Below are 20,302 nucleotides of genomic sequence, written 5' to 3'. Positions count from 1 at the left end.
CATGCGCTGACGTACGGCGTCGAGGCCGGTCGACGTCCCGCCGGGCCGAGCCATGCCCGCGTCGCCCGCGTGCCGGCGGGACCGTGCGCGGGCGTGCCGGGCGTGTCGCGGTGCGCCGCCGGATCCGGACCGGCTCCCGGCCGGCCCCGTGCCGGGCCGGCCGTCCCTGGCACCGGCCGAGGCGGCGAGACGGGGCCGGTTCTCCCCGCGCCACGGCGGGACGCGCGCATCCGCCGCTCCCCTGACGTCTCCCCCACACTCCGGCCCGAATTCGAACATCTGTGCGAACCGGATGGGCTGCCCATCCGGGCGGTCCGCCGTGCCCCACGGCACCGCTCCATGGAGCGATCTTCAGCGGCTGTCGCGCCGCCGTACCCGTCGGTGATCCTGAAGCACGTGCCCGGAAGAGAGCGCACCCGCGCTGACCTGGCCGTTCGGCGCCGGGCGGGCGCGGGACCGGCGCGACGGAGCCCTGTGGGAGCCGCCTGACATGACCACGACACAAGCAACGGAGGACGGAGCATCACCGCTCGCGACCCGCGACGGCACGGCTCAGGATGAGCAGCGGCCCGGACCGGTGAGGCGCCGCTGGTGCCTGGGGACCCGGCTCGTGGTGGCGGCCACTGCGGTCTGGGCGATCGTGCTCGTCCTGCACGTCCTGCTCGTGGACCGCTGGTGGCCGTGGCTGATCTTCGAGGTCGCGCCGCCGCTGACCATGGTGGCGGTGCCGCTGCTGCTGCTCGTCGTCACGCCGCTCGCCAGGCCGGTCCGGCGCCGGCTCTCCGTGGTCCTGGTCGTCCTGCTGCTGGCCGGGGCATACCTGGCCGGTTTCGGCCGCGGGTGGACGGCGACGCCCACCGCCGGTGGCCCGGCGGGGACGACGATCAAGGTCTTCGCCTGGAACACCAACTACTGGGACATGTCCGACGACAAGGACGCGTTCTATGCGTTCTTGCGCCACCAGGACGCGGACGTCTACCTCCTGCAGGAGTACCTGTACTGGGACGGCGACCGGCCGGTCCGGATCGACGACTCGGCCCGGTTGCGCGCGGAGTTCCCCGGCTACCGGGTCCTCGTCCAGGGCGAGCTGCTCACCCTCACCCGGCTGCCGGTCGTCGCCGCGGACCACGCGGTCCCGGAGACGGGAGCGGACTGGTATTGGAAGGGCGGCAAGGCCCAGCGCACCGACATCCGGGTGGGCGGGCGCACGGTCTCCTTCTACAACGTGCACCTGCCGGTGCCGTTCCGGATCGGCGATGACCCGTTGAGCGGCCGGTTCTACCGGGAGCTCGCGGAGCGGTGGGCGTGGCGCAACGGTGAGCTGAGCAAGCTCCGCGCGGACCTGGCCGCCAACCGCAACCCGGTCGTGGTGGCCGGCGACTTCAACTCCGCCTGGATGGAGGTCGCCCCGCTCGGCGGGGGCACCCGGCTGCACACCCCGGCGGGCTCCGTGCTGCCCGTCGCCTCGTGGCCGGTCTCCGAGTACCCGTTCCCCCGGGTGTGGCGCCTCGACTGGCTGTTCACCAGCCCGGGCCTGACCGTCTCCGGTTACCGCTTCACCGGCGGCGCGCCGTACTCCGACCACCAGGCCCAGGAGTTCCGCATCGCCGTCGCCGACGAGGCGCCCGCCGCGCACTCCGCCACACCCCACACGACGGAAGGGACGCATCGTGCGCAAGCCCCGACGAATTCACGGTGACGGTGACGCCCGGCGGCCGCGCCGGGGGCGTGCCCATGAGCCGGGCGGCCTGCGGGTCGTCATGGTCTCCCCCGACGCCCCGCCCGACCCGTACGGCGGGATCGGCACGTACCTCGAAGGGCTGCTCGGCGCCATGGCGTCCCAGAACGCCGATGTCCATCTGGTCGGCACGTCCCGGCACCGCCACCTGCCCCGGGTGTCGCGGTACGGGGCGGTGACCGTGCGCCGGGTGCTCGCCACCCGGCCCTGGGCGCGCGCGGCGCGGCCCCGCTGGTTCCTCGGCATGGTGGCCGAGTTCGCCCGGCTCAACCTCGCGGGCGTCTGGTACGCCTGGCGGTTGCACGCCCGGGCGCGGGTCGATCTGGTCGCGGTGCACGACTGGATGTGCGCGCCGGCCGGGCTGGCCTGCGCCATGCTGCTGCGGATCCCGGTCTGCTACCACGTCCACTCGGCCGAGACCTTCCTCGGCGCCGGGAGCCGGGGCCTGGTCGCGCTGCTCGGGCGCGCGCTGAACCGGGCGCTGAGCCGGCGGGCCCGGCTGATCATGGTTCCGTCGTACGGCACCGTGGCCGCGGTCCCGCACCTGGCCGGCCGCGGCGATGTGGTGGTGGTCTCGCACGGCGCCGGGAAGGCGTGGCGGATGGCCTGCCCGGACGACGCGGAACGCGCCGTCATCCGGGACAAGATCCGGTCGATGTACGGGATCCCGGACGGGCGGCGGCTGATCGTGTTCGCGGGCCGGTACGCCCCGCACAAGGGGGTGGCCGAGCTGATCGACGCGGTCAAGCGGCTGGTGGACGACGGCCTGGACGTCGCCGCGGTGGCCGCGGGCACCGGATGGCCGGACCTGTCGCTGAACGACCGGCTGCGCGAGCAGGTGGCCGGGCTGGGGCTGGGCGAGCGGGTGCACCTGCTCTGCCGGTTCCTGGACACGGACGAGCTGCGGGACCACCTGGTGGCGGCCGACGCGTGCGCGTTCCCGTCGGCGTACGAGCCGTTCGGCTTCGTCGCCCTGGAGGCGATGGCGCTGGGCGCGCGCACGGTGGTCGGGCCGGGATTCGACGAGGGCGTGGTCGGCGGCGCCGAGGGGGCGTGCCTGCGCATCGCGACCATGGATCCCGGCGAGCTGGCGGCCGCGCTGGCCCGGGCGGTGAGCGACGACGATCCGGAGCTGGGCGCCCGGGCCCGCCGGTACGTCCGCGAGCACCACTCCTGGGAGGCGGCGGCCGCCCGCACGCTGAAGGCGTACGGCGAGGCGGTCGGCCGGTGAGCCGGACCGGCCCACCGGCGGGCCTCGCCCGCGCCGGCGGCCTCGGCGCCAAGGTCCGCTCCTGGTCCCCGGCGCTGATGTCCGCGGCCGCGAGTGTGCTCATGACGGTCGCGAGCCTGGCGATCGCCCGGTTCGACGGGTTCGACGCGTTCGGGACGCTGGTGACCCTGCAGGCGGTCGGCGTGATCCTCGGCATCCCGATGCTGTGGGGGGTGCACGTCAACGCCAGCCGGGCGATGGCCGCCCGGGCAGACGCCGGGGTGGTGGCCGGGACCGCGCTGGCCGTGGTCGCCGCGGCGTGCCTGCTGACGTCGGCCGCGTTCGCTGGGCTGCTGACACTGGCCCGGGGCGTGCTTCCGGTCGCCGCCGCGGACGGGCTGGGGTGCGCGGCCGGGCTCGGGGTCTCGGCCACGGTCATGACCCTGGCCGAGTCGCTGCTGCGGATCCGCGGCCGCCAGGTGCTCGCCTCCGGGCTGCGGCTGGGCTGCGCCGGGGGGTACCTGGTCGCGGTGGCCGCCCTCCTGGCCGCCAGGCGCGGGGACGCGGCCCGGTACGCGGCCCTGCTCACCGTCGCCAACGCCGCGTGCGCGGTGCTCATGCTCGCCGGGCTGCGCCGGGCGCTCGGGGGTGCATCGGCCGGACCTCCGGCTCGAGGGGGACGGGTTTTCGGCTGGGACGGTGGGCTCGCCCGGACGTTGCTGCGTGAGGGGTGGGTGTACAGCACGGGCCAGTCGTTGCTCACCCTGCTCTTCGGGTTCGACGTGATCCTGCTGATGCGGGCGAGCGGCCCGGCCGCGGTCGGGCTCTACGCCTTATATATAGGGAGCTGCCGCCGGGTGATCGGCATCCTGTTCACCGACTCGCTCGCCTCGTTGCTGATCGCCGCGCTCGCCAAAGGTCGATCGTCGGCGGGCGGCCGGGTGGTGCTGCGGTACGCCCCGTGGTTCCTCGGCCTGGCCGGGCTGGGGGCCTTCGCGCTGGTCGTGGTGGGTTTGGCCGCTGCCGGGGCGCTCGACCGGCTGGTGCCGGGGTGGGCGGTGCTCGCCGCCGCCGGCTGTGCCGCGCACGCGCTGGTGATCGTGCTGTTCTGCGTGCTCACCGTGCAGCCGTCGCTCGGCCTGGCCCCGGCCCGGGCCGCGCTGGCGGTGGCGTTCCTGCCCGGCCTGGCCGTACAGGCCGCCGGTGCCGTGGCGGGCGGCGTCCCCGGCATGATCGCCGCGTTCGCGGTCCTCAACATCGCCCTGGTGTGGTGGTTCCTGGCGGTGATCCGGCGCGCGATGGCCGGCGCCGGGCACCGGGCGCGGGCGCCCGAGCAGGCGCGCGGCTGACACGCTGACTCCCGATCGGCGGTCGCCCACGGCATCGCTGCGGTACGGCCACGCCTCCCCGGCCCGGGGAATGGTGGCCCCGTGGCCCGGCGGGCCGAGGTGGTGGCCTGTTTGCCGGGAGCCCACCATGGGCCGGTCCGGTGACGTGTCGGCACCGCGCGGCCGCCGGTGGGCGTTGCCGGGTGCCGTTCCCCGTGCCGTGCCTTGCGCAGGACCGCAACACATGCCGGTCCTGCTCCGGCCCGGTCCCGCTTGGTCAGCCGGGCTTCGCCGGTGCCCGGAAGCAAGCCCTCGTCCGTTCGGTGAGAGAGCCTCGCTGGAGTCGCTCCAGCGGGGCTTTTCCGTTATCCGGACCCGCGCACCGGCCCGGAACCGGTCCCGCCGGCGGCCGGCCGCGCGCGGGCCGGCAGATGAAGCTCACGTCTCCGCTCTCCCCACGCGGGTCCGCAGCCCGCGGCCCGCGGAAACGCCCGCGTCCGGGCCGTGTCAAGTGACCGGATGGGCAGCCCGTCCGGGCGGCTCGCCGTAGCCCACGGCACCGCTCGATAGAGCGATCTTCAGCGGCTGTCGCGCCGCCGTACCCGTCGGTGATCCTGAGGCGGGTGCCCGGAGGACGGCGTGACCCGCGCTGACCTGGCCATTCGCGGCCGGGCGGGCGCTGCGCCAGGGCACCCCGCGCTCCGCCGGGCGGGCCCGCGGCCGGAACGGCCGGTCGATCCCGGCGGATCGCCTCGCATGGCCGTACCACCCCGGCGCCCCGGGACGGCCGGGGCCGGGACGGCACGACACGAGAGGAGCCCACATGCCCGAACTCTTGTCCGTGCAGCAGGCCGAGGAGCTCGACGTCGGCCAGGTCCACGAGATGTACCGGCGGTACATCAACCGCAGCCAGGTGACGCTCATGACGTCGTTCGGCTTCGGCTGGGAGCTGGTCGACCACGCCGAGGGGGCGTACCTGTACCTGCGGGACGGGCGCAAGGTGCTCGACATCACCGGTGGCGTCGGCGTGCTCAACCACGGCCACAACCACCCGCGCATCCTGGCGGCGCGCATGCGGTTCCAGGAGCGGCGCCGGATGGAGGTGCACAAGACGTACTTCTCCCCCTACCTGGCGGCTCTCGGGCACAACCTCGCCCAGGTGCTGCCGGGTGACCTGACGCGGTCGTTCCTCCCCAACTCGGGGGCGGAGGCGGTCGAGAACGCGGTCAAGCTGGCGTACAAGTACCACGGCGGCCGGCGGAACACGATCCTGCGGGCGGACATCAGCTTCCACGGCAAGCTCCTGGGGTCCGGCGGGCTCACCGGGAGCGCGCAGCACCGCTTCTCCTACCCGACGATCCCGGGGATCGTCACCTTCCGCTACGACGACCTGGACTCGGTGCGCGCGGCGGTGCGCGCGCACCGGAAGGACGTGTACGCGCTGATCGTCGAGCCGTTCAGCGCGTCGACGATGCAGTGGTGCTCGGAGGAGTTCCTCCGGGGCGTGCGGGAGCTGTGCACCGAAGAGGACATCGTCCTGATCTTCGACGAGATCTACACGGGGTGGGGCAAGACCGGGAGCCTGTTCTACTTCATGCGCTACCCCGGCCTGGTGCCGGACGTGCTGACCACGTCGAAGTCGTTCGGTGGCGGCAAGTCGTCCATCTCGGCGTACATCGCCCGGGAGCCGATCTTCCGGAAGGCGTACGACAACCTGGCCGACGCGATGGTGCAGAGCACCAGCACCACGTACTACGGGTTCGGCGAGGAGACGGCGACCGCGATCGAGGCGATCAACATCGCCATCGAGGACGACTACCCGGCGCGGGCGCGGGCCCTGGAGCGGGTGCTGGGGCCAGGGCTGGAGCGGCTGCAGAAGAAGTACCCGGATGAGATCGCGGACGTGCGCGGGTGCGGCGCGCTGTGGGGGGTGTTCCTCTCCGGCGGTCCCCGGCTGCTCGACCTGGCCGGCAAGCTGTCGCCGCTGCGGGATCCGCAGCTCCGGCCGAAGCTGGTGGCCTGCGCGGTGATCGACGCGCTCTACCGCGACCACGACATCTACGCCTACTACACGCTGAACGGGCGCAGCCCGATGGTGATCGGCCCGCCGCTGGTCGCCGAGCCGGAGGAGATGGAGCGGGTGCTGGACGCGCTGGACGCGGTGCTCGCGCAGGGCATGCCCCGCCTGCTGACCCGGTTCATCCGTGAGCGGGTGAGCTCGCTGTGGTGACGGGAGGGGCGCCCGCGCGGATCGTGGTGACCGGCGCGGCGGGGATTCTCGGTTCGAACCTGGTGGCGCGGCTGCTGCGGGACGGCCACCGGGTGTGCGGGGTGGACGTGCGGGAGCTGCCGCCCGCGCCCGGCCTGACCGGGCGGGTGGCCGACATCCGGGACACGGCCGCGATGACGGAGGCGTTCGCCGGTGCGGACGCGGTGGTGCACTGCGCCTCGGCGCTGCCGAGCTACCCGGCCGAGCAGATCCGCTCGATCATCGTCGCGGGCACGGGCTCGGTGCTGCGGGCGGCGCGGGCCGCCGGGGTGGCCCGGGTGGTGCACGTGTCCTCCACCGCGGTGTACGGCCTGCCGCGGACGGTGCCGACCGAGGAGCACCCCAGGGAGCCGGTGGACACCTACAGCGCGGCGAAGGCGGAGGCGGAGGAGCTGGTCGAGCGGTTCCGCGCCGATGGGATGTGCGTGGGCGTGCTGCGGCCGAAGACGTTCCTCGGCCCGGGCCGGATGGGGCTGTTCTCGATGCTGTTCGAGTGGGCCGAGGAGGGGCGCAACTTCCCGGTGCTGGGCCGGGGCGACGTGCGCATCCAGATGCTCGGGCTGGACGACCTGGTCGACGCGGTCGTGACCATGCTCCGGGCGCCGGACGAGGTGGCCTGTGACACGTACAACGTGGGCGCGGCGGAGTTCGGCACGCTGCGGGAGGACTTCCAGGCCGTGCTGGACGCGGCCGGGCACGGCAAGCGGGTGGTGTCGATCCCGGCCCGGCCGGCGGTGAGCGTGCTGCGGCTGCTGGAGCGCTTGAAGCTCTCCCCGGTGTACGGCCGGCTGGTGTACAAGCTGCTCTACGACTCGTACGTGAGCATCGACAAGGCGCGGGAGCGGCTGAGGTTCTCCCCCAGGCAGTCCAACCGGGACGCCATCCTCGCCACGTTCGAGTGGTGGCGGCGCAACCGCGGGTCGGCGGCCGGGCGGGGCGCCGGCCGGACGAGCAGCGAGCCGTGGAAGCAGGGCGTGCTGGCCCTCTCGAAGGTGTTCTTCTGACCCGGAGGTGGGAGGGTGTCCGGCACTTCCCTGGATCTGCCGGCGGCCGCGCGGCCCGTGCCCGGGCAGCGGGGGTCGCCCCGTGACCTGCTGGCGCTGCTGCGGCCGCACCAGTGGGTGAAGAGCCTGCTGGTGGTGCCGCTCGCGCTGGTGGACCCGGCGGCGTGGTCGCCGCCGGCGCTGGGCCGGCTGGCCGCCGCGGTGGCGGTGTTCATCCTGGCGTCGTCCGTGGTGTACGTGGGCAACGACATCGCGGACCGGGAGCGGGACCGGCGCCACCCGGTCAAGCGGCACCGGCCGATCGCGGCGGGCCGGGTGTCCGTGCGGGCGGCGGTGGCCGTCGGGGTGGGGCTGCTGGCGGTGCTCGCGGTCACGGTCGCGGTGGTGTCGCCGCGGCTGGCGTGGCCGGTCGGGGGTTACCTGCTGCTGAACGTGCTGTACAGCGCCTGGCTGAAGCACGTGCCGCTGGTCGATTTGTTCGTGGTGGTGCTCGGGTTCGAGGCGCGGATCGTCGCGGGGTTCCTGGCGGTGGAGGCGGTGCCGTCCCCCTGGCTGCTGCTGTGCGTGTTCTTCCTCTGCCTGACCTTGATCTTGGGGAAGCGGCGCCGGGAGCTGGACGAGGCGGGGGCGGCGCATCGGCCGTCGCTGGCGGGGTATTCGCCGGGCCTGGTCGACCAGATGATCACGGTGTGCGCGGGGCTGACCGCGGTGGTGTTCCTGCTGTTCCTGAGCCAGGACACGGCCGCGGTGTCGCCCCGCGGTGCCGCGCTGCTGTCCCTGGCGCCGCTGGGGGTGTTCGGCCTGTTCCGGTACATGCAGCTCCTGGCGGTGCGCGGGGTGGGCGGTGACCCGGCCCGGGCGTTGCTGCGCGACCGGGTGATCGTGGTGACTGCGGTGCTCGCGGCCGGGCTGGCCGCGGTGCTGGCCGGGCTCGATCTGCTGTCGGGGTGGTGACGTGGCCCCGGCCCGGCCGGGGTGAGGCGTGCCGTACCGCGCCGGAGCGGCGTCGATCGCCGGTCGGCGGGCCGGGTCGGGGGCGCGGCCGGGATGCCTGTGCGGGCGGGGCTGCGCGGCCCTGGTTCCGGAGAAGACGACCAATCACGAGATATGGGGGCGTTTCATGCCTGAGTTCGATCTCGCCGTGATCCTCAACTACTACTCCCCGTACGTCAGCGGGCTGACCGAGTCGGCGCGGGCGATCGCCGAGGGCCTGGCGGGGCGGGGCTGGCGGGTGGCGGTGGTGGCGTCGCAGCACCTGAAGTCCCTGCCGTTGCGGGAGCGCCGGGCGGGTGTGGAGATCTTCCGCTGCCCGGTGGTGACGACGATCAGCCGGGGGCCGGTCAGCCCGTCGCTGCCGTTCGTCGCCGCCCGGGTGGCCCGGATGTCCGCGGTGGCGAACCTGCACATCCCGATGCTGGAGGCGGGGCCGATCGCCCGGATGTGCGCGCCGACCCCGGTGGTGACGACGTACCACATCGACCTGTGGCTGCGCCGGAGCCTGATCAGCCCGGTGGTGATCGGCGCGGTGGACGCCTCGGCGCGCATGTCCATGCGCAACTCGGCCGCGGTGGTGGTGAACAGCGACGATCAGGCCCGGTACTCGCGGCTGTGGCCGACCCTGCGCCGGGCGAACGTGCACGCCATCCCGGCGCCGTGTTACGACCGGGCGGGCGGCAGCCCGTCGTACCGGGAGACCGGTGGGCTGCACGTCGGCTTCGCCGGGCGGATCGCGGCCGAGAAGGGGCTGGTGTACCTGATCGAGGCGTTCCGGCGGCTGCCGGAGCCGGACGCCCGGCTGCTGCTGGCGGGCGACTACGTGAACGTGGCCGGGGGCAGCGACATCGCGCGGGTCCGGCGGGCGATCGGCGACGACGCGCGGGTGCGGCTGCTCGGCCTGCTGAACGACGGGCAGATGCGGGACTTCTACGCCTCGATCGACGTGTTCGCCCTCCCTTCGATCTCGGAGTCGTTCGGGATCGTGCAGGCGGAGGCGATGATGGCGGGCATCCCGTCGATCACGACCGACATCCCGGGCGGCCGGTTCCCGGTGGTGGCCACCGGTTTCGGCCGGGTGATCCCGCCCCGGGACCCGGGCGCGATCCTGCGGGCGATCCGGGAGCTGCGCGGCCTTTCCGCGGAGGAGCGGGCGGCCGGTGCCGCGGCGGCGCGGTCCCTGTTCAGCCTGGAGGCCTGCCTGGACTCCTATGAGCGGCTGTTCCGCTCGCTCGGGGCACGTCCGGGCGCCCGATCCGGCCCGGGGGCGCCGCCGGCGTTGGCCGGGCGGGAGGAGGCGGCCTGACGGGGCCCGGCGCGGGCGCCCGGTCCTCGGGGCGGGGCGCCGCTCCCCCGCGCGAGCCGGTGGCCGGGGCCCGGGTACGGGCCCCGGCCTCCCGGTGAACGCCTCTCTCGCCGGGGCCGGCGACCGCGGCCGTCACGGGTGTGGAAAGCCGATTTCCGGCCCCGGGAAACGGTGGAATAAATTCCAGATTCGCCGCGTGCCGAAAAACGGCTTGACAGACCGTAAACCAGCTTGAAAATCCCAAGGGGGCCATCTATGCCCTGGATTATGTGGTTAAGCGATAGTTGACCAGATATTTGCTTAACTGGAATGTTTCATCAATAATGTCCAGTCGGTAGTTGGGGTTACCAACCATCGGGGGAAGCGTGCCCGGGCCGAGCAGCACTCCAACGGTTGATCCTCTGGTTATGACCCTTGACGTGGGAGGGGACGCGTGGAAGGGCCGAGCAACAGTACAACGGTCAACCCTCTGGTCATCCCGCTCGACGTGGGCATCGCCTGCGAGAACGAGATCCTGCGCTACGGGCTCCGGGCTGCGCTGAACGACCTCGACACGGTCCGCCGGGTGCAGGAAATCCCGGCCGGCGCCGATTTCGACGCGGCGGTCCTCCGCTCTGTCGGAATCGTCATCGTCTCCTACGCCGAGTGGGATACCGCGCAGCGCGTCGTGCCCGCCGCACGGGCCGCGAACGTCCGCGTCCTCGCCTTCGTCGACGACGTCACCGCAAAGGACATCGAAAAACTCCTGTCCCTCCGCCCCGATGGTTTCATCCTCCAGCGCGAGCTCAACCGGCACGTGCTGGAGGACGCCCTGATCCGGGTCGCGCGCAGCGAGACGCCGATGCCGTCGCAGATCGTCGCGGAGCTGTTCGACTCCGCCGACCGCATGCTGCGCAGGGGCACCCATCCCCGGTACGTGGAGCTGTCCGCCCGGGAGCGGGAGGCCCTGCAGCTGCTCGCCGACGGGCTGAGCAACAAGGAGATCGCCCAGCGCCTCTACATCTCGGTGCACGGCGCCAAGCGCCTGGTGGGCAACATCCTGCTCAAGCTGAACTGCCCCAACCGGACCCAGGCGGCCGTGATCGCCATGCGGCACGGGCTGGTGCGCGACCGCACATGAAGCGCCCACGCCCCGCACCGCTCCCCGCGGCGTACGGCGGCCCGCACCGCCGGCGCCGCCGCCCCGCCGGGCCGGCCACGGCGGCCGTCCCACCGCCCGGCCCGCGCCGACCGCCAGGCGCAACCGCATGCCCCCTGACCGGAAGGAGCCCGAGTGACGGCGCCCACCCGTGATCGCTCACCGATCGGCGTCCCGCGCAGCCGGGCACGCCAGCTGGTCGCGGCGAACATCGGCAACATCGTCGAATGGTTCGACTGGTACACCTACTCGTTCCTGACGGTGTACTTCGCCGGGCAGATCTTCCCCGCGAGCGACGACCCGCTGGTGCCGGTGCTCAGCTCCTTCGCGGTCTTCGCCGTGGGGTTCTTCATGCGCCCGCTCGGCGGGCTGCTGGTCGGCGTGTTCGCGGACCGGTTCGGCCGCCGCGCGGCCATGACGTTCACCATCGCCCTGATGAGCGGCGGCTCGCTGCTGCTCGGGGTCACCCCGACCTACGCCGCCGTGGGCGTGCTCGCCCCGATCACCCTCACCGCGGCGAGGCTGATCCAGGGCCTGTCGGTGGGAGGCGAGTTCGCCGCGGCGACCACCTTCCTCGTGGAGTCGGCCCCGCCAGGGCGCCGCGGCCTGTTCTCCAGCTTCCAGTACGTGAGCACCACCCTCGGCCAGCTCCTCGCCTCCGGCCTGGCCGCCGCGCTCGCCGCCCTCCTGCCCGAGGACGCCATGCACGCCTGGGGGTGGCGGGTGCCGTTCCTGGTCGGCGCGCTGCTCGGCCTGGTCGGCCTGTGGATCCGCCGGGGCGCCGACGAGACCACCACGCTCGCCGAGGAGATCCGCCAGGGCCGGGCCGAGAAGCCGAGGATGTTCGAGTTCCTCGTCCGGTACCCGGCGCAGTCCGCGCTGATCGTCGGCATCACGGTGGCGGGCACCGTGGCCTACTACACGTGGACGACGTTCCTGCCCACGTACGCGCAGCAGAACGCCGGCTTCGACCCCGGGACGGCGCTCACCGTGGGCACCATCGCCCTGCTGTTCTTCATGGTGCTCCAGCCCGTGCTCGGCATGCTCTCCGACCGCGTCGGCCGCAAGCCGATGCTGATCACCTTCGGGGTGGCCTTCACGCTGCTGCCCGTGCCGCTGCTCGGCCTGCTGACCGACTCCTTCGCCAGCCTGCTGGTCATCCAGTGCACCGGCATGGTGTTCCTCGGCTGCTTCACCTCGATCTCGGCCGCGGTCAACGCCGAGCTGTTCCCCACCCGGGTGCGCGCGGCGGGCGCGGGGCTGCCGTACTCGCTCACCGTGGCGATCTTCGGCGGGACCGCGCCGTTCATCGGCACGGCCATGAAGGACGCCGGCAACCCCGGGCTGTTCCCCTGGTACATGTCGGCGCTCGCGCTGGTCTCCACGCTGGTCTACGTGTTCGCGCTGCGGGAGACCAAGGACCAGCCGCTCCGCTGACGCCCCTGTCCGACGGGGCCGCCGGGGCCGCGTGCCGCCGAGGGCTACGGGCCAAGGGGCGGTCAGCCGAGCCGGTAGATCAGCTCCGGGCGGCCCGGCCCGCCGTACTGCGGCACCCGGCGGGCGATCCCGTTCTCGACGAGGTGCTCCAGGTAACGGCGCGCGGTCACCCGGGACACGCCGATCGCGGCCGCGACCGCCTGGGCCGACATGCCCGCCGGGTAGTCGCGGAGCACCCGCGCCACCGCCTCCATGGTGGCCTCGCTCATCCCCTTCGGCAGGGTCCCCTGCGCGGTCCCCCGCAGGGTGGACAGCACCCGGTCCACCTCCCGCTGGCAGACGGCCTCGCCGGAGCCCCGGGTGGACGAGCGGAACTCGGCGTACCGCAGCAGCTTCTCCCGCAGCGTCGCGAAGGTGAACGGTTTGATCAGGTACTGCACGACCCCCACGGCGACGGCGGACCGGACCACGGACAGGTCGCGGGCGGAGGTGACCGCGATGACGTCGCCGAGCACCCCGGCCGCGCGCAGCGACCGGCACACGTCGAGCCCGTGCATGTCCGGCAGGTAGAGGTCGAGGAGCACGAGGTCGACCTGCCGGTCGCGCAGGAACCGCAGGGCCGCGGCGGCCGAGTGGGCCACGCCCGCCACCTGGAACCCGGGCACCCGTTCCACGTAGAGCCGGTTCGCCTCCGCGGTGAGCGGCTCGTCGTCGACGACCAACACCGTGATCACGGTCTCGCCCGTCCCTCCGGTCCGTGCTCCCCGGGCCCCGCCGCCTCGGCGCCGGTGGTGTCCCGGCGGCGGTCGTCCGCGCCGTGGTCCGGGAGCGGCAGCCGTACCGTGAACAGGGCGCCGCCGAGATCGGCCGCGCCGACCTCGATGGTCCCGCCGAGGCGGGCGACCGCCTGGCCGACGAGGGCGAGGCCGATCCCCCGCCCCTCGCCCTTGGTGGTCCACCCGCGCTGGAACGCGTCGCGGGCCGCGTCCGGGGGCAGGCCCGGCCCGTTGTCGGCGACCTGGACGACGAACCGGCCGCCGTCGGTGCGCACCCGCACCAGGACCCGGCCCGGGTCGCCGCCCTGCATGGCCGCCTCCAGCGCGTTGTCGATGAGGTTGCCGAGGATGGTCACCACCTCCCGGCTGGGGAGCGGCACGTCGTCCAGCTCGCTGTCGGGGGCGATGGTCAGCTCCACCCCGCGCTCGGCGGCCTCGGCGCTCTTGCCGAGGAGCAGGGCGGCGACGATGGGCTCGCGCACCGCGCCGACCACCAGGTCGGTCAGCTGCTGCACGGTCTTCAGCTCCGCGGTGGCGAAGGCCACCGCCTCCTCGGTACGGCCGAGCTCGACCAGGGCGACGACGGTGTGCAACCGGTTGGCGGCCTCGTGCGCCGCGGAGCGGAGCGATTCGGCGAAGCGGCGTTCCGCGTCGAGCTGGCCGGTGAGCGCCTGCAGCTCGGTGTGGTCGCGCAGGGTCACCACGGTGCCGTGCGCCCGTGCCCCGGACTGGACCTTGGCCGAGCTGACCAGGAGGACCCGGTCACCGGTGAGGTGGATCTCGTCGGATCGGGTCTCCCCGGAGGCGAGCAGGTCGGTGAGGGACGGCGGCAGCCCCAGCTCGGTCACGTGCCGGCCCTCCGCGTCCGCGGGCAGGCCGAGCAGGTCGCGGGCGCGTCGTTGGCGAGGGTGAGCCGCCCGTGCTCGTCGACGAGGAGCAGGCCCTCCCGCACCGCGTGGAGGATCGCCTGGTGGTACTCGTACATGCGGCGGAGCTCGGCCGAGCGCAGCCCGTGCGTCTGCCTGCGCAGGCGGGTGCTCACCAGGTAGGTGCCGACGGTGCCGGTGATCAGGCCGATCGCTCCGGTGAGGGTGGTGGTGGCGAGCTGGCGGCGCATCTGGGCGCTGATCTTCTCCACGGTGATGCCGGCGCTGACCAGCGCGCGGATCCGGCCGGTGGCGTCGCGCACGGGCGTGACCGCCCGCACGGACGGCCCCAGGGTGCCGGTGTAGGTCTCGGTGAAGGTACGGCCGGCCAGGGCCGGGCCGATGTGGCCGAGGAAGTACCCGCCGATCTGCCGGGGGTTGGGGTGGGTGTACCTGCGGCCGTCCGTGTTCATGATCGTGATGAAGTCGAGGCCCGCCTCCCGGCGGACCCGCTCGGCGTACGGCTGGAGCACGGCCGTGGGGTCGGGGTCGTCGAGGGCGTCGAGGACCGCGGGGGACGCGGCCATGCCGATCGCCACGGCGGTGGGGCGGCTGCCGTTCGACGAGCAGACCTTCGTGGACGACCACGGCGCGTCCGAGCCGCGACCGGCGGCGCGCGAGCCGGTGTCCGCGGCGACCGGCTGACCCGGATCACCGTCCCGGGGCCCGCCGTCCCCCGCGGGCCCCGGCGCTCGTTCTGGGCACCGCGGGCGGGGTTCCGCCGGCGGGTACGGCTCACGCCGCGGCCGGGCCGGGGCGCCGGCCGCGCGGCCCGCTCAGGGGACCACGGTGACCGGCCAGCGTCCGGCGCGGACCAGGCGGATCGCCACCGACCCGACGAACCGGTGCCCGGCCCGGGTCGAGGCGCCCACCACGACGGCGTCCGCCTTGATCTCGTCGGCCACCCGGGCGAGCACCCCGGCAGGGTCGCCGACCTCCGAGCGCAGCACGTAGGGGATGCGGACCCCGGTGCAGGCGGCGAGCGTCTCGATCTCCTCGCGGAGCCGGGCGACCACCTGTTCCCCCGCCTCGATCGCCGACGCCCAGGCCAGCGGCACCAGCGCGGACATCTGCCCGGGATCGGTCACGTGGACCATGACCACCTTCGAGCCCTGCCGGCGGGCCATCCCCCAGGCGTAGGCGGCCGCGCGCAGGGAGGTCTCCGAGCCGTCGACGCCCACGAGGATCACCCGGGGCCCATCCGTGCCGAGCTCGAACGTGCTCATGCCGCAAGCGTAGGCCCGGGGGTGCGCGGCCGGGCGGGGAATCCTCCACCGGGGTGGGCCGGGAATAAACCGGTTGCAGGAATGTCGGTGCCGTTGGTTAGGGTCACCCCGTGACGGATGAACCGTTGATCTTCGCCCGTGGCCTGGTGAAACGCTTCGGTGACTTCACCGCCGTCGACGGAATCGATCTCGAGGTCGGGCGGGGTGAGGCGTTCGGCTTCCTCGGTCCCAACGGCGCCGGCAAGTCCTCGACCATGCGGATGATCGGGTGCGTCTCCACCCCGACCGCGGGGGAGCTGCGCATCCTCGGCATGGACCCGGTGCGGGACGGCACGAAGATCCGGGCACGGCTCGGGGTCTGCCCTCAGCTCGACACCCTCGACCTCGATCTGACCGTCCGCGACAACCTCACCACCTACGCCCGGTACTTCGGGATCTCCCGGGCGGAGAGCCGGAGACGGGCCGATGAGCTCCTGCGGTTCGTGCAGCTGTCGGACCGGGCGGACCACAAGGTCGAGCCGCTGTCGGGCGGGATGAAGCGCCGGCTCACCATCGCCCGGGCGCTGGTGAACGACCCCGACATCGTGCTGCTCGACGAGCCGACGACCGGGCTGGACCCGCAGGCGCGCCACCTGGTGTGGGAGCGGCTGTTCCGGCTCAAGCAGCGCGGCATCACGCTGGTGCTCACCACGCACTACATGGACGAGGCCGAGCAGCTCTGCGACCGGCTGGTCGTCATGGACGGCGGGAAGATCATCGCGGAGGGGTCGCCGCGGTCGCTCATCGAGCGGTACGTCACGGCCGAGGTGCTCGAGCTGCGCTTCCCCGACGGGCTCGACTCGACCGCCGCGTACGCGGCCAAGCTCGACGGGGTGGGCGAGCACATCGACCCGCTGCCCGACCGGGTGCTCGTCTACGCCGACGACGGGGACGCCGCGCTCGCCGAGGTGCACCGGCGGGGCCTCACCCCGTCGGGGGTGCTGATCCGGCGCGCCACGCTCGAAGACGTGTTCCTCCGCCTGACCGGCCGGACGTTGGTGGACTGACCATGGCATCCGGAACCGTGTCCCCCACGCTCGCCGTGTTCGAACGGCACCTCGTGCTGTACCGGCGGCTGTGGCAGGCGTCGGTCTTCTCGTCGTTCGTGCTCCCGCTGCTGTTCCTGCTCAGCATCGGCGTCGGCGTCGGCGGCTACGTCGGCTCGATCGAGGGCGTCGACTACCTGGCGTGGATCGTGCCCGGCGTGCTCGCGTCCACGGTCTTCTCCCTGGCGCTCGGCGAGTCGACCTACCCGGTCTTCGGCGACTTCAAGTGGGTCCGGGCCTACCACGCGATGCGGGCCGCGCCGGTCGGCCCCTCCCACATGGTCTACGGGCACCTGCTCTACATGGTGTTCCGGGCGGAGGTGGCGACCGTGGTCTTCCTGCTGGTCGTGGCGTTCTTCGGCGGGCTCCGCTCGCCGTGGGCGCTGGCCACCCCGCTGGTGAGCGCGCTGCTCGCCGTGGCGACGGCCGCGCCGGTGACCGCGTTCTCCGCGAGCATCGAGAACGACAACTACTTCACGGTGGTGTTCCGCTTCGTGCAGATCCCCGCGACGCTGCTGGCCGGGGTGTTCTTCCCGGTGACGCAGCTTCCCGAGGTGCTGCGGCCGTTCGCGTACGCGTCTCCGCTGTGGCACGCGGTCGAGATGTGCCGGGCGGCCACGCTGGGCCGGGACACCCCATGGCCGCTGGCGGTGCATGTGGGCGTCCTCGTGGTGTTCGCCGCCGTCGGGACCGTCCTGTCGGTGCGGGCGTATCGCCGGAGGCTGGAGCGCTGATGCTGACCACCTTCGTGACCCGATCCATGGTGTCCGCGCGCCCGGTCTCCATCGGCCGGGTGACCGCGGTGATGAACCGCAACACGACCGTGCTGCGCTCCGGCGCGGCCTACTGGCTGGTGCTGCTCTCGGGCGTCGTCGAGCCCTTGCTGTACCTGCTGTCGATCGGCGTCGGGGTGGGCGCGCTCATCGGGGAGATCACCGTGGACGGCCGGGCCATGCCGTACGCCTGGTTCGTCGGCCCGGCGATGCTCGCCTCGTCGGCGATGTCGGGCGCCCTGTCGGAGACGACGTTCAACTTCTTCCACAAGCTGAAGTACGCCAAGACGTTCGACGCGGTGCTCGCCACCCCGACCCGGCCCATCGAGATCGCGCTCGGGGAGCTCGCCTGGGCGACCGTGCGCGGCGCGTTCTACTCGGCGGTCTTCCTCGCCGTGATGGTGGTGATGGGGATGGCCACCCCGGGCCGGGCGCTCGCCGCGTTCCCCGCGGCCGTGCTGGTCGGGGTCGCGTTCGGGGCGCTCGGCATGGCGGTGAGCGCGTTCCTGCGCGGCTGGCAGGACTTCGACCTGATCGCCGTCGGCCAGTTCGCCCTGTTCCTGTTCTCCGGGACGTTCGCCCCGATCGAGGACTACCCGTCCGGGGTGCAGATCGTGATCCAGATCGCCCCGTTGTGGCATGGGGTCGAGCTGCTGCGCGGGCTGTGCCTGGGCGGTGGCGGGGTGGCGCTGATCGGGCATGTCGCCTACCTGGTCGCCCTGACGGCCGCCGGGATCTGGATCGCCGCCCGGCGGCTGGAGAAGCGGTTGCTGGTGTGACGCGGCGGGGCCCGGTGTCAGGGCGCCCGGAGGGCGGCGAGCGTGTGGGTGAGCACCTCGCGGATCCGCCGCCGGGCGTCCAGCCGGTCCTCGACGATGCCCTCCACCCAGAGCCCGGACAGGACGGTGGTGACGAAACGCACCTGGGACGGCCGGGCGTGGTGGCCGCTGCGGTGGAGCACCCAGGAGACGATCTCATCGCAGCCGTCGGTCCACGCCCGGGCGATCCGCTGCAGGTCCGGGTCGCGGCCGGCCTGCAGGTACAGCTCCCACAGGCCGAGCCGCCGCTGCCGGTCGTGGTTGAGGATCTGCACGAGCGCTTCGGCGAGCGCGTCCGGCGGGTCGGCGGGGACCGCCTCCAGGTGGGCGCGGATCGCGGCCAGCTCCCGTTCGACCAGCAGGGTGAACGCCTCGGCGAGCAGCGCGGCGCGGCAGGTGAAGTAGTACGAGGTGGCGGCGAGCGGCACCCCGGCCCGCCTGGCGACCGCCCGGTGCGTCACCGCGGTGAAGCCGCCCTCCTCGAGCAGCTCGACGGCGGCCTCGAGCAGGCGTTCGCGGCGGAGGATCGCCCGCTCCTGCCGCCGGCGCGGTTCGGTTCTCCGGTGGCCGGTCGGCGGCCGCTCGGCGGGCCGATGATCCTGTTCGGGCACGGTCGCGTCGTCCTCCGCTGCGCTCGGTTCCATGGGCGTCCCGTGGGCCGCGGTGGGTCCGTGAGCCGCCGCAGGCGCCCTCTCCGACCAGGATCAACGATCGGCCGGTCAGTGCGTTCCGGCGACGTTCAGGATCACCACACCACCGATGATCAGGGTGATGCCCAGGGCCTTGAGGAGGTTCATCGTCTCCCCTAAGAAGAGGGTGCCGATCGCGGCGATCGCGGCCGTGCCGACCCCCGACCAGACCGCGTAGGCGACCCCCACGGGCATCTTCAGCTTCAGCGCCCAGCCGAGCATGGCGAAGGCGGCGACGTACCCGGCGACCACGACCAGGGTCCACCCCGGGCGGCTGAACCCGTTGCTCAGCTTCAGCGCGGAGGTGGCGACCACCTCCGAGGCGATCGCACCGGCGAGCAACAGCCAAGCGAGCATCGACGACCTTCCGGAAAGTGGGACGGGTGTCCTAATTTACCCGGTGGCGTGCCGCCACGGGGCCACCCTTGTCGCGCCGGCGGGACGGTTCGGCGTTCCCTTGGCGCAGCGGTCGAATGCGTGTTCTACTGATCTCTATGCGCAGCGAAGCCTCTTCCGGCTCCCCCAAGGCCGCCGGGGTGAGGCTGCCCGCCGAGCGCGCGCCGGTGCAGCCGTCGCTTCTCGGCCCGGACGCTCCCGCCGGTGCCGGCGCCCCCGGGTGCGGAGCGGAACGGCATGTGCCCCGGCCCTTGGCCGGGCGGCGTGCGGTCCCGGTCGATGGCGTCACGTGCCTCGAGGTGCGGGCCCGTACCGCGATCGACCGGGTGCCGGAGGCGGAGGGTCTCCCCTATCGCTGGGGGGTGAGCCCGTACCGCGGGTGCGCGATCGGCTGCGCCCACTGCGCGGCCCGGCCCGGCCACCGCCACCTCGGGCTCGACCCGATGCGGGAGTTCGCCACCCACGTGGTGGTGAAGACCGACGTCGCCGACCGGCTGCGGCGGGAGCTCGCCGCGCCGCGGTGGCAGGGGGAGGCGGTGGCGGTGGGGATCACCGGTGACTGCTACCAGCCGGTGGAGGAGGCCTACCGGCTGATGCCGCGGGTCATCCGGGCGTTCGCCGACGCCGGGAACCCGTTCACGGTGCTGACGAAGAGCCCGCTGGTGCTGCGTGATCTCGACCTGCTGCGCGAGGCGGCCCAGGTGACCCGGGTCGAGGTCTTGGTGTCGGTGGGGTTCGTGGACGATCGCATCCGCCGGGTGGTCGAGCCCGGGGCGGTCACGCCGCAGCGGCGGCTGGAGGTGTGCGCCGCGCTCAACGAGGCGGGGATCCCCTGCGGCGTGGTGATGACGCCGATCCTGCCGCTCATCACCGACTCGACCGACCACCTGCAGGCCACCGTCCGCCGGGCAGCGGAGGCGGGCGCGGTCAGTGTCATCCCGGTGGTGCTGCGCCTGCCCACGCCGGTCCGCGAGTGGTACCTGGGCTGGCTGGAGCGGGAGCACCCCGGCCTGCTGCCCCGTTACCGCGCGCTGTACGCGCACGGGCCGCTCGCCGACGCCGCCTACCGGGAGCGGGTGGCCGCGCACGTGCGGGCGCTCGCCGAGATGTACGGCATCGGCCGGTCGGCGCGCCGCTGGCGGCGCCGCCGCTCCCCGGCCCGGCAGCTCGCCCTGGTGTAGGCCGGTCGC

19 protein-coding genes are annotated in these 20,302 nt (G+C 73.5%); 13 read left to right on the top strand and 6 right to left on the bottom strand.

Translation table 11 applies throughout. The features are described from left to right. Positions 1 to 577 precede the first annotated feature (577 nt). The 9 genes from TBIS_RS08845 (at position 578) to TBIS_RS08805 (ending at position 12,423) form a co-directional block, all read left to right on the top strand. Positions 578 to 1,699, top strand: a complete 1,122-nt coding sequence (locus tag TBIS_RS08845; RefSeq protein WP_050760478.1) for an endonuclease/exonuclease/phosphatase family protein — start codon at positions 578 to 580, stop codon at positions 1,697 to 1,699. Beyond that, the gene (locus TBIS_RS08840; RefSeq protein WP_148231488.1) at positions 1,671 to 2,969 is read left to right on the top strand and encodes a glycosyltransferase family 4 protein; all 1,299 of its coding nucleotides are present in this window, start codon (positions 1,671 to 1,673) and stop codon (positions 2,967 to 2,969) included. The genes TBIS_RS08845 and TBIS_RS08840 overlap by 29 nt, the downstream gene beginning before the upstream one ends. Continuing rightward, entirely contained in the window at positions 2,966 to 4,297 is a 1,332-nt protein-coding gene (locus TBIS_RS08835; protein WP_013132021.1) for a hypothetical protein, read from the top strand. The genes TBIS_RS08840 and TBIS_RS08835 overlap by 4 nt, the downstream gene beginning before the upstream one ends. 802 nt (positions 4,298 to 5,099) lie before the next feature. Continuing rightward, positions 5,100 to 6,506 carry an aspartate aminotransferase family protein gene (locus TBIS_RS08830; RefSeq protein WP_013132020.1) on the top strand — a complete coding sequence of 469 codons (1,407 nt, stop codon included), beginning with the start codon at positions 5,100 to 5,102 and terminating at the stop codon, positions 6,504 to 6,506. Then, complete coding sequence (locus tag TBIS_RS08825) at positions 6,503 to 7,549, top strand: NAD-dependent epimerase/dehydratase family protein (protein WP_013132019.1); 1,047 nt, start codon at positions 6,503 to 6,505, stop codon at positions 7,547 to 7,549. The genes TBIS_RS08830 and TBIS_RS08825 overlap by 4 nt, the downstream gene beginning before the upstream one ends. Before the next feature lie 15 nt (positions 7,550 to 7,564). Beyond that, positions 7,565 to 8,503 carry a UbiA prenyltransferase family protein gene (locus TBIS_RS08820; protein ID WP_013132018.1) on the top strand — a complete coding sequence of 313 codons (939 nt, stop codon included), beginning with the start codon at positions 7,565 to 7,567 and terminating at the stop codon, positions 8,501 to 8,503. Between the two features lie 166 nt (positions 8,504 to 8,669). Continuing rightward, the gene (locus tag TBIS_RS08815) at positions 8,670 to 9,848 is read left to right on the top strand and encodes a glycosyltransferase family 4 protein (protein ID WP_013132017.1); all 1,179 of its coding nucleotides are present in this window, start codon (positions 8,670 to 8,672) and stop codon (positions 9,846 to 9,848) included. Between the two features lie 433 nt (positions 9,849 to 10,281). After that, positions 10,282 to 10,968 (top strand): helix-turn-helix transcriptional regulator, encoded by a 687-nt coding sequence (locus TBIS_RS08810; RefSeq protein WP_013132016.1) that lies wholly within the window; start codon positions 10,282 to 10,284, stop codon positions 10,966 to 10,968. Positions 10,969 to 11,121: 153 nt separating this feature from the next. Next, positions 11,122 to 12,423, top strand: coding sequence for an MFS transporter (locus TBIS_RS08805; RefSeq protein WP_013132015.1), 1,302 nt, complete (start codon positions 11,122 to 11,124; stop codon positions 12,421 to 12,423). Positions 12,424 to 12,485: 62 nt separating this feature from the next. Here TBIS_RS08805 and TBIS_RS08800 read toward each other — a convergent pair whose 3' ends face one another. From TBIS_RS08800 to TBIS_RS08790, 4 genes are all read right to left on the bottom strand, one after another. Continuing rightward, the gene (locus TBIS_RS08800) at positions 12,486 to 13,157 is read right to left on the bottom strand and encodes a response regulator (protein ID WP_013132014.1); all 672 of its coding nucleotides are present in this window, start codon (positions 13,155 to 13,157) and stop codon (positions 12,486 to 12,488) included. Further along, positions 13,154 to 14,047 carry a sensor histidine kinase gene (locus TBIS_RS19810; RefSeq protein WP_050760477.1) on the bottom strand — a complete coding sequence of 298 codons (894 nt, stop codon included), beginning with the start codon at positions 14,045 to 14,047 and terminating at the stop codon, positions 13,154 to 13,156. The genes TBIS_RS08800 and TBIS_RS19810 overlap by 4 nt, the downstream gene beginning before the upstream one ends. Then, positions 14,044 to 14,652, bottom strand: a complete 609-nt coding sequence (locus tag TBIS_RS19805; protein ID WP_050760476.1) for a sensor histidine kinase — start codon at positions 14,650 to 14,652, stop codon at positions 14,044 to 14,046. The genes TBIS_RS19810 and TBIS_RS19805 overlap by 4 nt, the downstream gene beginning before the upstream one ends. A gap of 249 nt (positions 14,653 to 14,901) precedes the next feature. Beyond that, positions 14,902 to 15,351, bottom strand: coding sequence for a universal stress protein (locus TBIS_RS08790; RefSeq protein WP_013132013.1), 450 nt, complete (start codon positions 15,349 to 15,351; stop codon positions 14,902 to 14,904). A 110-nt stretch (positions 15,352 to 15,461) separates the two neighbouring features. Between TBIS_RS08790 and TBIS_RS08785 the strand changes: the two genes are divergently transcribed. Genes TBIS_RS08785 through TBIS_RS08775 form a run of 3 tightly spaced genes read left to right on the top strand, consistent with a single transcriptional unit; the run spans position 15,462 to position 17,988 of the window. Next, positions 15,462 to 16,397 carry an ABC transporter ATP-binding protein gene (locus TBIS_RS08785; protein WP_013132012.1) on the top strand — a complete coding sequence of 312 codons (936 nt, stop codon included), beginning with the start codon at positions 15,462 to 15,464 and terminating at the stop codon, positions 16,395 to 16,397. Between the two features lie 2 nt (positions 16,398 to 16,399). Further along, on the top strand, positions 16,400 to 17,170 hold the full coding sequence (locus TBIS_RS08780; RefSeq protein ID WP_013132011.1) for an ABC transporter permease: 771 nt from the start codon (positions 16,400 to 16,402) through the stop codon (positions 17,168 to 17,170). Beyond that, positions 17,170 to 17,988, top strand: a complete 819-nt coding sequence (locus TBIS_RS08775; RefSeq protein WP_013132010.1) for an ABC transporter permease — start codon at positions 17,170 to 17,172, stop codon at positions 17,986 to 17,988. The genes TBIS_RS08780 and TBIS_RS08775 overlap by 1 nt, the downstream gene beginning before the upstream one ends. 17 nt (positions 17,989 to 18,005) lie before the next feature. Here TBIS_RS08775 and TBIS_RS18135 read toward each other — a convergent pair whose 3' ends face one another. Together TBIS_RS18135 and TBIS_RS08765 are read right to left on the bottom strand one after the other, a co-directional pair. Continuing rightward, on the bottom strand, positions 18,006 to 18,671 hold the full coding sequence (locus TBIS_RS18135) for a TetR/AcrR family transcriptional regulator (RefSeq protein ID WP_013132009.1): 666 nt from the start codon (positions 18,669 to 18,671) through the stop codon (positions 18,006 to 18,008). A gap of 75 nt (positions 18,672 to 18,746) precedes the next feature. Further along, a complete protein-coding gene (locus TBIS_RS08765; protein WP_013132008.1) occupies positions 18,747 to 19,073 on the bottom strand; it encodes a DMT family transporter in 327 nt (108 codons plus the stop codon). 137 nt (positions 19,074 to 19,210) lie between these two features. On the opposite strand from TBIS_RS08765, the gene TBIS_RS08760 reads away from it, so the two are divergent. Next, on the top strand, positions 19,211 to 20,293 hold the full coding sequence (locus TBIS_RS08760; RefSeq protein ID WP_013132007.1) for a radical SAM protein: 1,083 nt from the start codon (positions 19,211 to 19,213) through the stop codon (positions 20,291 to 20,293). Positions 20,294 to 20,302 lie beyond the last annotated feature (9 nt).

The sequence above is a fragment of the Thermobispora bispora DSM 43833 genome (assembly GCF_000092645.1).
GTDB lineage: Bacteria > Actinomycetota > Actinomycetes > Streptosporangiales > Streptosporangiaceae > Thermobispora > Thermobispora bispora.
The sequence above is the reverse complement of the archived record's forward strand: the minus strand, read 5'-3'. Positions and strand labels throughout refer to the sequence as shown.

Excerpts from the sequence above, each read along its gene's own strand:
- TBIS_RS08775 (WP_013132010.1), top strand. The coding sequence starts at position 17,170 with ATGCTGACCACCTTCGTGACCCGATCCATGGTGTCCGCGCGCCCGGTC.
- TBIS_RS08765 (WP_013132008.1), bottom strand. The coding sequence starts at position 19,073 with ATGCTCGCTTGGCTGTTGCTCGCCGGTGCGATCGCCTCGGAGGTGGTC.
- TBIS_RS08815 (WP_013132017.1), top strand. The coding sequence starts at position 8,670 with ATGCCTGAGTTCGATCTCGCCGTGATCCTCAACTACTACTCCCCGTAC.
- TBIS_RS08760 (WP_013132007.1), top strand. The coding sequence starts at position 19,211 with ATGCGCAGCGAAGCCTCTTCCGGCTCCCCCAAGGCCGCCGGGGTGAGG.
- TBIS_RS18135 (WP_013132009.1), bottom strand. The coding sequence starts at position 18,671 with ATGGAACCGAGCGCAGCGGAGGACGACGCGACCGTGCCCGAACAGGAT.
- TBIS_RS08830 (WP_013132020.1), top strand. The coding sequence starts at position 5,100 with ATGCCCGAACTCTTGTCCGTGCAGCAGGCCGAGGAGCTCGACGTCGGC.
- TBIS_RS08780 (WP_013132011.1), top strand. The coding sequence starts at position 16,400 with ATGGCATCCGGAACCGTGTCCCCCACGCTCGCCGTGTTCGAACGGCAC.
- TBIS_RS08790 (WP_013132013.1), bottom strand. The coding sequence starts at position 15,351 with ATGAGCACGTTCGAGCTCGGCACGGATGGGCCCCGGGTGATCCTCGTG.
- TBIS_RS19805 (WP_050760476.1), bottom strand. The coding sequence starts at position 14,652 with ATGGCCGCGTCCCCCGCGGTCCTCGACGCCCTCGACGACCCCGACCCC.